The following is a 14,747-nucleotide window of genomic DNA, read 5'->3' on the forward strand; positions in this document are numbered from 1 at the left end:
TGTGTTAGGCCTGCCGCCAGCGTTCAATCTGAGCCATGATCAAACTCTTCAATTTAAGTTTGATGCTCGTGAATTAAACTTCGTAATGAATTACGTATGTTCACTCAGAGACTTTGGTATTCATTTATCGTCTTGCGACGTTAAGAATCCATGTCACTTTGAGTGCCCACACAGATTGTCTGATAAATTGTTAAAGAGCAGTGCAACGCGGCTTTCGCTCACCGTTGCGAGGTCCCGTATATTACGTTTTCCTCATTCAGAGTCAAGCAATTATTTTCGCTTTTCTCCGCCGGCGTTCATCTCTGAAGCCTGCTGTCACGGCGGTTTGTAATCCGTTGTTCCGTGTCAGTGGAGGCGCATTATAGGGAGTTCTTCGGCAGTGACAAGAGTAAATTTAAAAAAACTAATCAACCGTGCTTTTTTTCACCAAAAGACCCATCTTTTAGCCAGAAATTGCGCTAATTGTCGTTTTACCAACCACAACTATCCTGCAGATGGCATACTTACTAGCATTAAGAATCAAGGAATATGCGTTATGCCTTTGAGCGCGCAACAGCTGGCGGCACAAAAAAACCTCTCTTATGTGCTGGCAGAAAAACTGGCACAGCGGATCCTGGCTGGTGTTTATCTGCCAGGTAGCATCCTGCCGGGCGAACTGGAACTGGGTGAGCAGTTTGGCGTAAGCCGAACCGCCGTGCGTGAAGCCGTCAAAACCTTAACCGCGAAAGGGATGGTGCTTCCCCGTCCGCGCATCGGTACGCGCGTGATGCCCCAGGGCAACTGGAACTTCCTCGATCAGGAGCTACTCTCCTGGTGGATGACGGAAGATAACTTCCATCAGGTCATCGATCATTTCCTGGTCATGCGCAGCAGTCTGGAGCCGCAAGCCTGCCTGCTGGCCGCCACGATCGGAACGGCAGAGCAAAAAGCGCGGTTAAATACTCTGATGGATGAGATGGTGCATCTGAAAAAGCACTTCAACCGGGAGCGCTGGATAGAAGTGGATATGGCCTGGCATGAGCATATCTATGAGATGAGCGGTAATCCGTTCCTGACCTCTTTTGCCTCGCTCTTTCATTCTGTCTATCACACCTACTTTACGTCTATTACTCAGGACGAGGTGGTGAAGCTGGATTTACACCAGGCAATCGTTGATGCCATTCAGGATAGCGACGGGCTACGCGCCATGACGGCCAGCCAGACACTGCTTGCCACACCAGCACGATAGTCATAAACAACAGGAATTCGAATGACAGTAAAAAAAGCGCGCAGCATGGCGGGTTTGCCATGGATCGCGGCAATGGCTTTCTTTATGCAGGCGCTGGACGCCACCATCCTCAATACCGCTCTCCCGGCGATTGCCGAAAGTCTTAACCGTTCTCCGCTGGCCATGCAGTCAGCCATCATCAGTTATACCCTGACTGTTGCGATGCTGATCCCGGTGAGCGGTTGGCTGGCCGATCGCTTCGGCACGCGGCGTATCTTTATGCTGGCGGTGACCTTATTTACGCTGGGGTCGCTGGCCTGCGCACTCTCCAGTTCACTGGGCGAGCTGGTTGTGTTCCGGGTGATTCAGGGCATTGGCGGCGCGATGATGATGCCGGTCGCGCGCCTGGCGCTGTTAAGGGCCTATCCGCGCAGCGAACTGTTGCCGGTACTGAACTTTGTCACCATGCCGGGCCTGGTCGGGCCGATCCTCGGGCCGGTGCTGGGGGGCGTGCTGGTCACCTGGGCCAGCTGGCACTGGATCTTCCTCATTAATATTCCGATTGGCATCGCCGGTCTTTTCTATGCCCGCAAATTTATGCCGAACTTCACCACCCCGCGGCGCAAATTCGATATGGGCGGGTTCTTCCTGTTTGGACTGAGCCTGGTGCTGTTTTCCAGCGGCATGGAGCTGTTCGGTGAGAAAGTGGTAGCCACCTGGCTGGCGGTCTCCATCATCTTCAGCGGTATTCTTCTTTTTCTTCTTTATATACGTCATGCGCGTCGTCACCCTACGCCGCTGATTTCCCTCTCGCTGTTTAACACGCGCACCTTCTCGGTGGGTATTGCCGGAAACATCGCTTCACGTCTGGGTACCGGGTGTGTTCCCTTCCTGATGCCGCTGATGCTGCAGGTCGGGTTCGGTTATCCGGCGCTGATCGCCGGCTGCATGATGGCGCCTACCGCGTTGGGTTCGATTCTGGCGAAATCCGGCGTGACCCAGCTGTTACGCCGGGTGGGATACCGCAGGACACTGGTCGGCGTGACGGTATTTATTGGCGTGATGATTGCGCAATTCTCACTGCAGTCGGCCGCGCTGCCGATATGGATGCTGATCCTGCCGCTGTTTGTACTGGGGATGGCGATGTCCATCCAGTTCACCTCGATGAACACCATTACCCTGGCCGATCTCAGCGATGAGAACGCCAGCGGCGGCAACAGCATGCTGGCGGTGACGCAGCAGCTGTCGATCAGTCTGGGAGTGGCGCTGAGTGCGGCGGTGTTGCGCTTTTATGAGGGGTTCGGCGGTACGAATACTGTCGAACAATTCCACTCAACCTTTATCACCATGGGCGTGCTGACGGTGATCTCGGCCCTGGTCTTTATGCTGTTAAAACCGAAAGATGGTCGTAACCTCATTAAAGAACGGTACAAACCTAAACAGAACCCCGTTCCATCAGAACAGGAGTAAGTTGCAGCCGCTGTGGTTGCAGTGCGGGCTGGGTGATACGGTGGATCAGCACATCAATCGCCAGCTCGCCCAGTTCATCCTTGGGCTGATGAATAGTGGTGAGCGGCGGCGTCATATACTGCGCCAGTTCGATATCGTCATATCCCACCACGGCGATATCGTCCGGGACACGAAGCCCCGCCTGATAGAGCGCCTGATAGGCCCCTACGGCCATCGCATCATTACCAATAAACACCGCCTGAGGGCGATCTTTCTGCGCCAGTAAGGACTGCATCGCCTCAAACCCGCCGCTAAATTCAAAGTCACCGGTGATTTGATACCCGTCAGGCACCGGAAGACCGGCGCGCGCCATGGCGACCAGAAAACCTTCCAGCCGCAGGCGGGCAGGGGTTTTATCCAGCGGACCGGTAATGCAGGCGATGCGGGTATGCCCTTTATCAATCAGATGCTGCGTCGCCATGTCCCCACCCAGCAGCGAGTTATCCTGAATCAGATCGCTGGTACCGTCGAACGGCGCCCAGTCCATCATCACCGTGGGAACGGAAGGGTAGCGCTGCATTATCTCGGGCGAGGGTTGATGCGTTTCAGTGCACAGGAGTAATAATCCGTCGACGCGCTTTTGCATCAGCGTCTCCAGATTACGGTTCATGCGCTGCTCGTCGCCTTCGGTATTACAGAGCACCAGGCTGTATCCGCGCTCAAAACAGCTGCGCTCCACGCCGCGCACCAGTTCAGAGTAAAAAGGGTTGGTACTGGCAGTGATCAGCATGCCAATGGTGCGGGTCTGGTTAAGCTTCAGACTGCGTGCCAGGGCGGAAGGCGCATAATTGAGGGTTTTAACTGCGGCTTCAACCTTCTCCCGGATCGCCTCGCTGACGAAGCGATCGTTATTAATGACATGGGAGACAGTGGAAGTAGAGACGCCCGCCATGCGAGCGACATCTTTCATTGTGGCCAAACGCTACCTCTGCTGACTTAAAAATTCATCAATCTCATTGCGCCAGGGTACAGAAGGCTGTGCGCCTGGACGGGTTACCGCAATGGCCGCCGCCGCATGGGCAAAACGAATCGCGGTATCCAGCGGCTCACCTTCCAGCAGCGCCGTGACCAGCGCACCATTAAAGGTATCGCCTGCGGCAATGGTATCAACAGCTTTTACCTTAAAGCCGGGAACGCGACGACCTTCCCCCTCGACGCTGGCCCATACGCCACGGCTGCCAAGGGTAATGATGACCGTACTGATGCCTTTCTGGTGCAGGGCTTTCGCCGCGCGCGCCGCATCGTCATCGTTTTCAACGCGAATACCCGTCAGCTTTTCGGCTTCGGTTTCGTTAGGGGTGATGATATCCACCAGCGCCAGCAACTCGTCTGATAATACACGGGCAGGCGCGGGATTAAGTACGACAGTGGTGTGATTTTCATGGGCAATTTTTGCCGCCGCCAGCACGCTTTCTACCGGCGTCTCCAGCTGCATCAGCAGCGCGTCGGCACCGGCAATGCTCTGCTGTTGCGCCGCCACGCGTTCAGCGGTCAGCGCCGCATTCGCACCTGCATGAATACCGATAACATTCTCACCTTCCGCGTTGACAAAAATCAGCGCCACGCCGGTTGATTCGCCTTCTACTACGCTGACCGGCGCAATATCGATGTTGTCGCTTGCCAGCTGTTTGCGCACGCGCTCACCGGTATCGTCATCGCCGGTACAGGCAATAAAGGCGATGTTTGCGCCGCTGCGTCCGGCGGCGACCGCCTGGTTTGCGCCTTTGCCGCCAAAGGCGACCTGATAGCGATTGCCGGTTACGGTTTCGCCCGGTGTCGGGAAGGCGTCAAGGTTAAGAATGTGATCGGCATTAATGCTGCCAAGGACAACGAGCTTACCTGCGGTTTTCATCATTGAGGTGTCCATCTGAGAGTGCCACCGGGAGAACCCGGTGGCATATGCCACGCTATTTCTTTATATGTTGTCCCTCAGGCAGCCGGTCGCTGCCTGAATCGCCAATTACTGCTTGATGACCAGTTTCAGGTCAACAGGGTATTTAGCCTGAACTTTCTCGCCCTTCAGCACTTTGTCAGCAGTCTGCACGCCAGTCGCGCCGATCTGCTCAGGAAGCTGAGCAATGGTCGCAGCCAGTTTGCCATCGTTTACCGCTTTTTCACCATCAGGCGTGCCGTCAAATCCGACAACCATCACATCCGATTTGCCTGCGGTTTGCAGAGCACGCAGTGCGCCCAGCGCCATTTCGTCGTTCTGTGCGAATACCGCTTTAACGTCCGGGTGAGCGGTCAGCAGGTTCTGCATTACGTTCAGACCTTTAGTACGGTCGAAGTCTGCCGGCTGGCTGGCCAGTACATTGAATTTGTGGGCAGCAACGGCCTGCTGGAAGCCTTCGCCACGCTCACGCGCTGCGGACGTACCGGCGATCCCCTGCAGTTCGATAACCTTGGCACCTTCGCCTGCTTTTTTGGCGATGTAATCACCGGCGATTTTGCCGCCCAGCACGTTATCAGAGGCAATGTGGCTGACCACTTCGCCTTTAGACGCCTGACGGTCCAGGGTGATCACCGGGATATTGGCCTGGTTAGCCATCTTCACGGCGTTACCTACCGCATCGGAATCGGTCGGGTTGATCAGCAGAATTTTGGTGCCGCGAACGGTTAAGTCCTGCACGTTAGCCAGCTCTTTCGCCGGGTTGTTCTGGGAATCCAGGATCACCAGGTTGTAGCCCAGCTTGTCGGCTTCTTTCTGCGCGCCATCCTTCAGGGAGACGAAGAACGGGTTGTTCAGGGTAGAAACCACCAGCGCGATGGTATCTTTCGCCATGGCGTTTGCACTCACCGTTGCGCTCAGCGCGACAGCTGAAACCAGGGTAGCCAGTTTTTTCATGTTCATATCAAAGATGTCCTGTAGTGTCGTCAGTTACTGTTTTTTGTTGTCTACCAGTACCGCCAGCAAAATCACTACCGCTTTGACGATCATCTGGTAATAGGAAGAAACACCTAACAAATTCAAACCATTGTTCAGGAAGCCGAGGATCAGCGCACCGATCAGCGTCCCCACGATACGACCTTTACCCCCTGCCAGGCTGGTACCGCCCAGCACCACCGCAGCGATGGCATCCAGTTCATAACCGGTACCCGCCGTTGGCTGAGCAGAGGAGAGACGCGCCACCTCGATAATGCCCGCCAGCGAGGCCAGCAGGCCGCACAGGGAGTAGACGATAATTTTGACTTTATTGACGCTGATGCCGGACAGACGCGTCGCCGCTTCGTTACCGCCCAGGGCATAGATATAACGACCCAGACGGGTGTGATGCAACATGTACCACGCCGCGAGGAACACCAGCCCCATGATCCAGACCGGGGTCGGGATACCCAGCGGGCGGCCGATACCGAACCAGCCAAACAGATCGGCGTTGTCGGTAAAGCCGGTGTTCACCGGGCTACCGTTGGTGTAGACCATGGTCACACCGCGCAGCAGCAGCATCATCACCAGGGTGGCGATAAACGCCTGCACGCGGCCTTTCGCCACAATCATTCCGGTGACGGCCCCAATCGCAGCGCCCAGCGCCAGGGCCGCTGCCACCGCCACCAGCGCGTTGACTTCAATCCCTACAATTGAAGCGGCAACCGCGCCGGTGAGCGCCAGCAGGGAACCGACGGACAGGTCGATACCCGACGTCAAAATCACCAGCGTCATCCCCACCGCCATAATGGCGTTGACGGACGTTTGCTGAAGGATGTTGAACAGGTTATTAACGGTAAAAAAGTTCGGGCTCATGGTGGAGACAATCGCGATCAGCACCAGCAGAGCAATCAGCGATTTTTGTTCCAGCAGCCATGCCTTAGTGAAATAGCGGCGTCCAGAAACAGCCTGGGTAGTCATCTTCTTACTCCTGATCCACGCGATTAAGCTTGCCCACAGCGGCAGCCATCAGAATTTCCTGGGTGGCCTGCTCGCGACTGAATTCACCGCCGAGATGCCCTTCATGCATAACGATAATGCGATCGCTCATGCCTAATACCTCTGGCATCTCGGAAGAGACCAGAATGATGCTCAGCCCGTCAGCCTTGAACTGGTTGATGAGCTGATAAATCTCTTTCTTGGCGCCGACGTCCACACCGCGGGTTGGCTCATCGAGGATCAGCACCTTCGGACGGGTCATCAGGCCGCGGGCAATCGCCACTTTCTGCTGGTTACCGCCGGAGAGCAGACCGATAGCCTGTTCCATCGACGGGGTTTTGACGTTAAAGAGGCGGATAAAATCGCTGACGGCCTGCTGCTCGTCTTTATGCTTCAGGCTCCCACCGTTGCGGCTGAAGTAGCGCAGCGCGGTCAGGGACATGTTCTCTTTCACCGACATACCCAGTACCAGGCCATCGCGCTTACGGTCTTCGGAGATATAGACGATACCGTTCGCCAGGCCATCCTGCGGAGAGCGGGTGACCACTTCATGCCCATCGAGCGTGACATACCCGCTGGTGCGCGGCATGGCACCGTACAGCACTTTCATCAGTTCGGTACGGCCAGCCCCCATCAGCCCGGCCACGCCGAGGATCTCGCCCTGGCGCAGCGTAAAGGAGACGTCGTTGACGCCCGGGCCGCACAGGTTATCGACCTTCAGGCGGATATCGCCCGGCTGCTTATCAATACGCGGGTACTGATCTTCGAGCTTACGGCCCACCATCATCTCAATCAGCGTATCTTCGGTGAGGGTCACCACTTCACGCTCGGCAATAAACTGCCCGTCGCGGAAGACGGTCACGTCATCGCAGATCTCGAAGATCTCTTTCATACGGTGGGAGATGTAGACGATGCCGCGCCCCTGCGCTTTCAGCTCGCGGATCACGCGGAACAGAGAGTCGGTTTCGGTATCGGTGAGGGCGTCGGTCGGCTCATCCATGACGATGACCCGGGATTCGAAGCTCAGCACCTTGGCGATCTCCACCATCTGCTGATCGCCAATGGAAAGGTCACCCACCAGCCGATCGCTTTTGAAGCGCAGGTTCAGCTTCGCCAGCAGTTTGTCGGCTTCGGCATACATCTGTTTCCAGTCAATTTTGCCAAAGCGACTCACGAATTCGCGACCGAGGAAGATGTTCTCCGCGATGGAGAGCTGCGGGATCAGGTTCAGCTCCTGGTGGATGATGCCGATCCCGGCTTCCTGGGAGGATTTCGGGCCGGTGAAGGTGGTCTCTTTGCCGAGCCACAGCAGCGAACCGGCATCACGTTGATAGATGCCGGTCAGCACTTTCATCATCGTGGATTTACCGGCGCCGTTTTCACCCACCAGCGCCATCACGCGGCCGGCATAGACGTTCAGTGCGGCACCGGAGAGGGCTTTTACGCCCGGGAACGACTTATCGATCCCTTTCAGTTGCAGGAGTGCGTCCATGATGGCCTCAGAAGGTGACGCCAGCACAGAGAATGATATTCGCATACGGGGAACACTCCCCGCTGCGAATAACCGCCTGGCTGTCAGCAGTGTTTTTCTTGAACTGCTCGTGCGTTATGTAACTTATTTTTATGGTGTTTCCCTGGTGTTGTTGCAGTTGCTTGATATGGCCAAGCAACGTTTCGTGGAGCTGCGGATTATGTTGTTTGATTTCCGTTGCGAGAATGGCTTCCTCAACCTGCATCTCGGTTGTCACCACATCCAGTACCTGCATAAACGAGGGCACACCCTGGGTTAATGCCAGATCAATACGCGTTGTACTGTGGGGAATGGGTAAACCCGCATCACAGACCACCAGCGTATCGGTATGCCCAAGACGGGAGATGACCGATGAGACTTCAGAGTTGAGTACAGTGCCTTTCTTCATTTTCTTGCTCCACTAGCGAAACGTTTCGCTGGCGTCAGTTTAATCTTACCGATGCGCAGAAAACCACCATGGCGTTGCAGATTTGTGATCGTCGTCGAAACGTTTCGCTAAGTGAAATGCGGGAGAGAAAAAGGGGGTAATTTGCCGGGTGGCGCTGCGCTTACCCGGCCTACTAAACCGTAGGCCCGCGCAAGCGAAGCGCCGCCGGGCACTAACTAAATCTCGACCTGTGTCCCTAACTCAATTACGCGGTTAGGCGGGATCTCGAACTGGTCGGGCGCACGCAGGGCGTTACGCTGGAGGATAAGGTAGAGCTTGCCGCGCAGGCGGAGATACCACGGGCGTTTGCCGATGATCAGCGACTCGTGCGACATAAAGAACGAGGTCTCCATCATCCGGCAGCTTAAGCCTTCCAGACCGCAGCGGTGGAACACCTCTTCCACGTTCGGGGTTTCGCGCCAGCCATAGCTGGCCACTACACGCCAGAAGGTGGGCGAGAGCTGCTCTATCTGCACGCGGCGAACATTATGCACATACGGCGCATCTTCGGTACGCAGCGTCAGGAGGATCACCCGCTCATGCAGCACCTTGTTGTGCTTGAGGTTGTGCATCAGGGCAAACGGAATCACGTTCAGCGCACGCGACATATAGACCGCCGTCCCCGGCACACGCACCGGCGGGGATTTCTCCAGCGAGACGATCATCGCATCCAGAGAATTACCGTGTTCGTGCATCCGACGCAGCAGGCGGAAACGCTCGCTCTTCCAGGTGGTCATCACAATGAACATCACCATACCCAGCGTCAGCGGCAGCCAGCCGCCGGAGACAATCTTGTCGAGGTTGGCCGAGAACAACGGAATATCAATACAGAGGAAGCCGACCAGAATCATTCCCACGAGGAATTTATTCCAGTGCCAGTTGCGGTACGCCACCGTGGTGGAGAGGATGGAGGTCAGCACCATCGTCCCGGTGACGGCGATACCGTAGGCTGCCGCCAGGTTACTGGAGTGCTCGAAGCTGACGATCACAATCACTACCGCGAAATAGAGCAGCCAGTTAATGAACGGGATGTAGATCTGGCCCGACTCCATTTCTGACGTATGGATGATGCGCATCGGCGAAAGATAGCCCAGACGCACGGCCTGACGCGTCAGGGAGAAGACGCCGGAGATCACCGCCTGAGAGGCAATTACCGTCGCCAGCGTGGCGAGGATCAGCATCGGCACCAGCGCCCAGTCCGGGGCCAGCAGGAAGAACGGGTTTTTAATCGCTTCCGGATGTTTAAGCAGCAGCGCGCCCTGGCCGAAGTAGTTCAGCACCAGTGACGGCAGCACCACCATAAACCAGGCCACACGAATAGGCAGTTTGCCGAAGTGCCCCATATCGGCATACAGCGCCTCAACCCCGGTGATGGAGAGCACCACGGCGCCCAGCGCAATAAACGACACGGTTTTGTATTCAAGGAAGAAGTGCACCGCCCACATCGGGTTCAGCGCATGCAGCACGTCCGGATTCGCAATAATGCTGCGTAACCCCAGCACCGCCAGGATCAGGAACCAGGCCAGCATAATCGGCGCGAAGAGTTTCCCCACCAGCCCGGTGCCGTGCTTCTGAATCACAAACAGCAGGGTCAGCACAATAATGGCCAGCGGAACCACCCATTCCTCGAGCTGCGGCGCGACAATCTCAAGCCCTTCGATTGCCGACAGCACCGAGATAGCCGGCGTGATCACCACTTCGCCATAGAAGAAGCTGCCGCCAATCAGCCCAATAATCACCAGGAAGGAGGTCATTTTGGGTGAGGTGTGGCGCCCCGCCAGCGACATCAAGGTCAGGATCCCACCTTCACCGGCATTATCTGCGCGCATGACAAAGGAGAGATATTTAACGGAGACCACTAAGATCAGGAGCCAAAAGATAAGAGACAAAAAACCAAAAACAGCGTCGCGTTCCACGCCAAAGCCAAACTGACCGGACAAACATTCACGAAGCGTATAAAGCGGGCTGGTGCCGATATCACCGTACACAACCCCGATCGCCGCGAGCGTTATTGCGGGTAATGATTGCTTATTATCAGTGCTCATAGACTAGTCTTTTCGTTTATATAACAAATGTGTGCTTAGTCCCTTGGCCCACAAAAAGCGCACAGTATGCACGATTAATCGTAGAATCGTACCCCTAAATGCGCCCGCATTAACATAGCGCAAAGAAAATAGCACCGTAGTTCAGTCTATTACCAGCCCAGAACGAAACGTCTATACTCGCTTCAATTAGCCGGGTGTACGGCGAAAGGATGCAAAACAATTATGGCTCACACTCATTTATTAGCAGAAAGAATTTCCCGTCTCAGCGGCGCGCTGGAAAAAGGGCTATTTGAACGTAGCCATGCCATCCGCCTCTGTTTACTGGCGGCCCTGAGCGGTGAAAGCGTCTTTCTGCTGGGGCCGCCCGGCATTGCAAAAAGCCTGATTGCCCGCCGGCTGAAATTTGCCTTTCAGCATGCCAGAGCCTTTGAGTATCTGATGACACGCTTTTCCACACCGGAAGAGGTGTTTGGCCCCCTCTCCATTCAGGCGTTAAAAGATGAAGGGCGCTATGAGCGTTTGACGGCGGGCTATCTGCCGGAAGCGGAGATCGTTTTTCTCGATGAAATCTGGAAAGCTGGCCCCGCAATCCTGAATACCCTGCTCACCGCCATCAACGAACGTCGGTTCCGCAATGGCGCGTTTGAAGAAAAAATCCCGATGCGTCTGCTGGTGGCGGCCTCCAACGAACTGCCGGAAGCCGACAGCAGCCTCGAAGCCTTATATGACCGCATGCTGATCCGCCTGTGGCTCGACAAAGTGCAGGACAAAGCGAACTTCCGCTCGCTGCTGATTAGCCAGCAGGATGAAAACGATAACCCGGTCCCTGCCGCCTTGCAGGTGACGGATGAAGAGTACCACCAGTGGCAGCAGGACATTGGCAAAATCAAACTGCCGGATACGGTATTTGACCTGGTCTTTATGCTGCGCCAGCAGTTGGATGCCCTGCCGGGTGCGCCTTACGTCTCCGATCGTCGCTGGAAAAAAGCCATTCGCCTGCTGCAGGCCAGCGCCCTGTTCAGCGGTCGCGATGCGGTTGCCCCTATCGATCTGATCCTGTTGAAAGATTGTCTGTGGCATGACGCTAACGGTATGAATCTGATGCAGCAGCAGCTGGAAATATTGATGACCGGGCACGCCTGGGGGCAGCAGGAGATGCTGAACCAGCTCGGGGCCATCACCCAGCGCCGCCTTCAGCTTCAGCAGCAGCAAAGCGATAAAACTGCCCTGCGCGTCAGCCGTCAGAGCGGCATGTTTGCCCGGCGTCCGCACTATGAATTGCCGGCTGAACTCAGCGAATCCACCCTGACATTGCTCCTCCAGCAGCCGCTTAAGCTCCATGATATGCAGGTCATTCACATCACCATTGAGCGCGAAGCCCTGTCGCTGTGGCTGAGCAAAGGCGGCGAGATCCGCGGCAAACTCAACGGCATCGGCTTTGCCCAGCAGCTCAATATGGAAGTGGACGGCAGTCTGCATCTGGTGATCCGTGACGTCAGCCTGCAGGGATCGCGTCTTGCACTGCCCGGTACCGCCTCTGACAGCGTTCCGGAAGAGATCAAACAGCAGCTGGAAGCGCTGGATAATCAGTGGCACCTGCAGCACACCCGCTTCAGCGAGCAGCAAAAATGCCTGTTTATCCATAGCGACTGGCTGGGCCGGATTGAATCTAGCCTGCAGGACGTAAGCGCCCAAATCAAACAGGCGCGTCAATGCTGACGCTGGACACGCTCAACGTTATGCTCGCCGTTGGCGAGGAGGGCATGATCGAAGAGATCATCCTGACCCTGCTGGCCTCGCCACAGCTGGCTGTCTTTTTCGAAAAATTCCCCCGCCTTAAAACCGCCATCACCGACGATCTTCCGCGCTGGCGGGAAAATTTACGTAAAAGGCTGAAAGATACCCGCGTCCCGCCAGAGCTCACCGAAGAGGTGATGTGCTATCAGCAGAGCCAGCTGCTCTCCACGCCCCAGCTGATCGTCCAGCTACCGCAGATTTTAACCCTGCTGGACAAGGTGCACTCCCCTTATGCCAGCCAGGCCCGACAGCTGGTGGTGGATAACGCCACCTTTACCCCCGCTCTGCATACCCTGTTTTTACAGCGCTGGCGATTAAGCCTGGTGGTACAGGCTACCTCCCTCAATCAGCAGTTAATGGAAGAGGAGCGCGAGCAGCTGCTCAGCGAAGTGCAGGAGCGCATGACTTTAGCCGGTGCGCTGGAGCCGGTGCTGGTGGAGAATGAAAACGCCGCCGGTCGCCTGTGGGATATGAGCGCCGGCCAGCTCAAGCGGGGGGATTATCAGCTGATCGTTCGCTACGGTGACTTTCTGGCCCAGCAGCCGGAGCTGATGCAGCTGGCGGAACAGCTGGGCCGCTCCCGGGAGGCGAAGTCGGTGCCAAAAAAGGATGCCCCGCTGGAAACCTTTCGCACCCTGGTGCGCGAACCGGCGATGGTGCCGGAGCAGGTGGACGGGCTGCAGCAGAGCGACGACATTCTGCGCCTGTTGCCGCCCGAGCTGGCAACCCTGGGTATTACGGAACTGGAGTATGAATTTTACCGTCGGCTGGTGGAGAAGCAGCTCCTGACCTATCGCCTGCAGGGTGATGCCTGGCGAGAGAAGGTCAGCCAGCGCCCGGCCGTGCACCAGGATTTCGACGAGCAGCCCCGCGGACCGTTTATCGTCTGCGTGGATACCTCGGGCTCGATGGGCGGCTTTAACGAGCAGTGCGCCAAAGCCTTTTGTCTGGCCCTGATGCGGGTGGCGCTCGCCGACAGACGGCGCTGCTTTATCATGCTGTTTTCCAGCGAGGTGGTGGGCTACGAGCTTTCGGGCCAGCACGGCCTCGAGCAGGCGATCCGCTTCTTAAGCCAGCGCTTTCGCGGCGGGACCGATCTCGCCAGCTGCTTTCGCGCGATTATCGAACGGATGCAGGGCGGAGAGTGGTATGACGCCGACGCGGTGGTGATCTCGGATTTTATTGCCCAGCGGCTGCCGGATGAGGTGGTAAATAAGGTGAAAGTATTGCAGCGGGAACATCAGCATCGTTTTCACGCGGTGGCGATGTCCACCCATGGAAAACCCGGCATCATGCGCATCTTCGATCATATCTGGCGCTTTGATACCGGGTTGCGTAGCCGCCTGCTGCGGCGCTGGAAACGCTAATTACAGCAGCGCATCCACGCTGTCACGAACCTGCTGCGGCCATACGCCACACTGAACCTGGCCGATATGGGACAACTGCAGCAGTAACATAGTCAGACGAGACTGGCCAATGCCACCGCCGATGGTCTGCGGCATCTCACCGCGCAGCAGGGCCTGGTGCCACTCCAGCTTGAGACGATCTTCATCCCCGGTGATGGCCAGCTGACGCTGCAGCGCGTCGGCATCAACGCGGATCCCCATGGAGGAGAGCTCAAATGCATCTTCCAGAATCGGGTTCCACACCAGGATATCGCCGTTCAGACCGGCGAGGCCGCTTTCACCTTCGCTACTCCAGTCATCATAATCCGGCGCACGGACATCGTGACGCTGACCATGAGACAGCTTGCCACCGATGCCAATCAGGAATACTGCCCCCAGCTCTTTAGCGATCGCACGCTCACGGCCTTTGGCATCCAGATCCGGGAAGCGGGTCAACAGCTCCTGGCTATGAACAAACTGGATCGTCTCCGGCAGGAACGGGGTCAGACCAAACTCTTTGCTGACTGCCGCTTCGGTCTCTTTGATCCCGGCATAAATGGCTTCTACCGTCGCTTTCAGCGTGCGGGTATGACGCTCGCCATCACCCATGACGCGTTCCCAGTCCCACTGGTCAACGTAGACAGAGTGAATAGCGGTAAGACGGTCTTCATCGGGGCGAAGGGCTTTCATGTGCGTGTAAAGCCCTTCGCCCGCGCTGAAGTCGTGTTGTCCCAGAGTTTGACGCTTCCACTTCGCAAGGGAATGAACCACTTCGAACTGGGCGTCTGGCAGTGTTTTCACTTTTACCTGTACCGCTTTTTCGCAACCAGACAGGTTGTCCTGCGTCCCGTCACCCACGCGGCTTAAGATCGGTGCCTGAACTTCAATAAGACCAAGCTTCTCTTCCAGCTGGCGGGAAAAATGGGATTTAACGAAACTGATCTGGCGTTGTTGTGCGATGTAAGCGGTTTTCATTATTTATAC

The 14,747-nt window shown here is 56.4% G+C and carries 12 protein-coding genes; 4 read left to right on the plus strand and 8 right to left on the minus strand.

What is annotated here, in order from left to right; translation table 11 throughout:
* The first annotated feature begins 535 nt into the window (after nt 1–535).
* On the plus strand, nt 536–1,228 hold the full coding sequence (locus M8318_RS08985; protein ID WP_262662056.1) for a FadR/GntR family transcriptional regulator: 693 nt from the start codon (nt 536–538) through the stop codon (nt 1,226–1,228).
* A gap of 21 nt (nt 1,229–1,249) precedes the next feature.
* Nucleotides 1,250–2,677 carry a multidrug transporter subunit MdtD gene (gene mdtD / locus M8318_RS08990; protein ID WP_262662057.1) on the plus strand — a complete coding sequence of 476 codons (1,428 nt, stop codon included), beginning with the start codon at nt 1,250–1,252 and terminating at the stop codon, nt 2,675–2,677.
* Here mdtD and rbsR read toward each other — a convergent pair.
* The 7 genes from rbsR to kup all read right to left on the minus strand — a co-directional run bounded on the left by rbsR (nt 2,643) and on the right by kup (nt 10,581).
* Nucleotides 2,643–3,635, minus strand: coding sequence for a ribose operon transcriptional repressor RbsR (gene rbsR, locus M8318_RS08995; RefSeq protein WP_166184991.1), 993 nt, complete (start codon nt 3,633–3,635; stop codon nt 2,643–2,645). The genes mdtD and rbsR overlap by 35 nt on opposite strands.
* Before the next feature lie 3 nt (nt 3,636–3,638).
* Nucleotides 3,639–4,568, minus strand: coding sequence for a ribokinase (gene rbsK / locus M8318_RS09000; RefSeq protein WP_262662373.1), 930 nt, complete (start codon nt 4,566–4,568; stop codon nt 3,639–3,641).
* Nucleotides 4,569–4,676: 108 nt separating this feature from the next.
* Nucleotides 4,677–5,567 carry a ribose ABC transporter substrate-binding protein RbsB gene (gene rbsB / locus M8318_RS09005; RefSeq protein ID WP_032615470.1) on the minus strand — a complete coding sequence of 297 codons (891 nt, stop codon included), beginning with the start codon at nt 5,565–5,567 and terminating at the stop codon, nt 4,677–4,679.
* Between the two features lie 27 nt (nt 5,568–5,594).
* On the minus strand, nt 5,595–6,560 hold the full coding sequence (gene rbsC, locus M8318_RS09010) for a ribose ABC transporter permease (RefSeq protein ID WP_106995525.1): 966 nt from the start codon (nt 6,558–6,560) through the stop codon (nt 5,595–5,597).
* 4 nt (nt 6,561–6,564) lie between these two features.
* The gene (gene rbsA, locus M8318_RS09015) at nt 6,565–8,070 is read right to left on the minus strand and encodes a ribose ABC transporter ATP-binding protein RbsA (RefSeq protein ID WP_262662060.1); all 1,506 of its coding nucleotides are present in this window, start codon (nt 8,068–8,070) and stop codon (nt 6,565–6,567) included.
* A gap of 7 nt (nt 8,071–8,077) precedes the next feature.
* Nucleotides 8,078–8,497, minus strand: coding sequence for a D-ribose pyranase (gene rbsD, locus M8318_RS09020; protein WP_106995527.1), 420 nt, complete (start codon nt 8,495–8,497; stop codon nt 8,078–8,080).
* A 215-nt stretch (nt 8,498–8,712) separates the two neighbouring features.
* The gene (gene kup / locus M8318_RS09025; RefSeq protein WP_262662063.1) at nt 8,713–10,581 is read right to left on the minus strand and encodes a low affinity potassium transporter Kup; all 1,869 of its coding nucleotides are present in this window, start codon (nt 10,579–10,581) and stop codon (nt 8,713–8,715) included.
* 222 nt (nt 10,582–10,803) lie between these two features.
* Here kup and ravA point away from each other — a divergent pair, with 222 nt between their 5' ends.
* Complete coding sequence (gene ravA, locus M8318_RS09030) at nt 10,804–12,300, plus strand: ATPase RavA (RefSeq protein WP_262662065.1); 1,497 nt, start codon at nt 10,804–10,806, stop codon at nt 12,298–12,300.
* Nucleotides 12,294–13,745 (plus strand): ATPase RavA stimulator ViaA, encoded by a 1,452-nt coding sequence (gene viaA, locus M8318_RS09035; protein WP_262662066.1) that lies wholly within the window; start codon nt 12,294–12,296, stop codon nt 13,743–13,745. The genes ravA and viaA overlap by 7 nt, the downstream gene beginning before the upstream one ends.
* Here the strand turns inward: viaA and asnA are convergent, their stop codons facing one another.
* Nucleotides 13,746–14,738, minus strand: a complete 993-nt coding sequence (asnA, locus tag M8318_RS09040) for an aspartate--ammonia ligase (protein WP_106995531.1) — start codon at nt 14,736–14,738, stop codon at nt 13,746–13,748.
* Between the last annotated feature and the right edge of the window lie 9 nt (nt 14,739–14,747).

The organism is Leclercia tamurae (assembly GCF_025566055.1).
GTDB classification, from domain to species: Bacteria; Pseudomonadota; Gammaproteobacteria; order Enterobacterales; family Enterobacteriaceae; genus Enterobacter; species Enterobacter tamurae.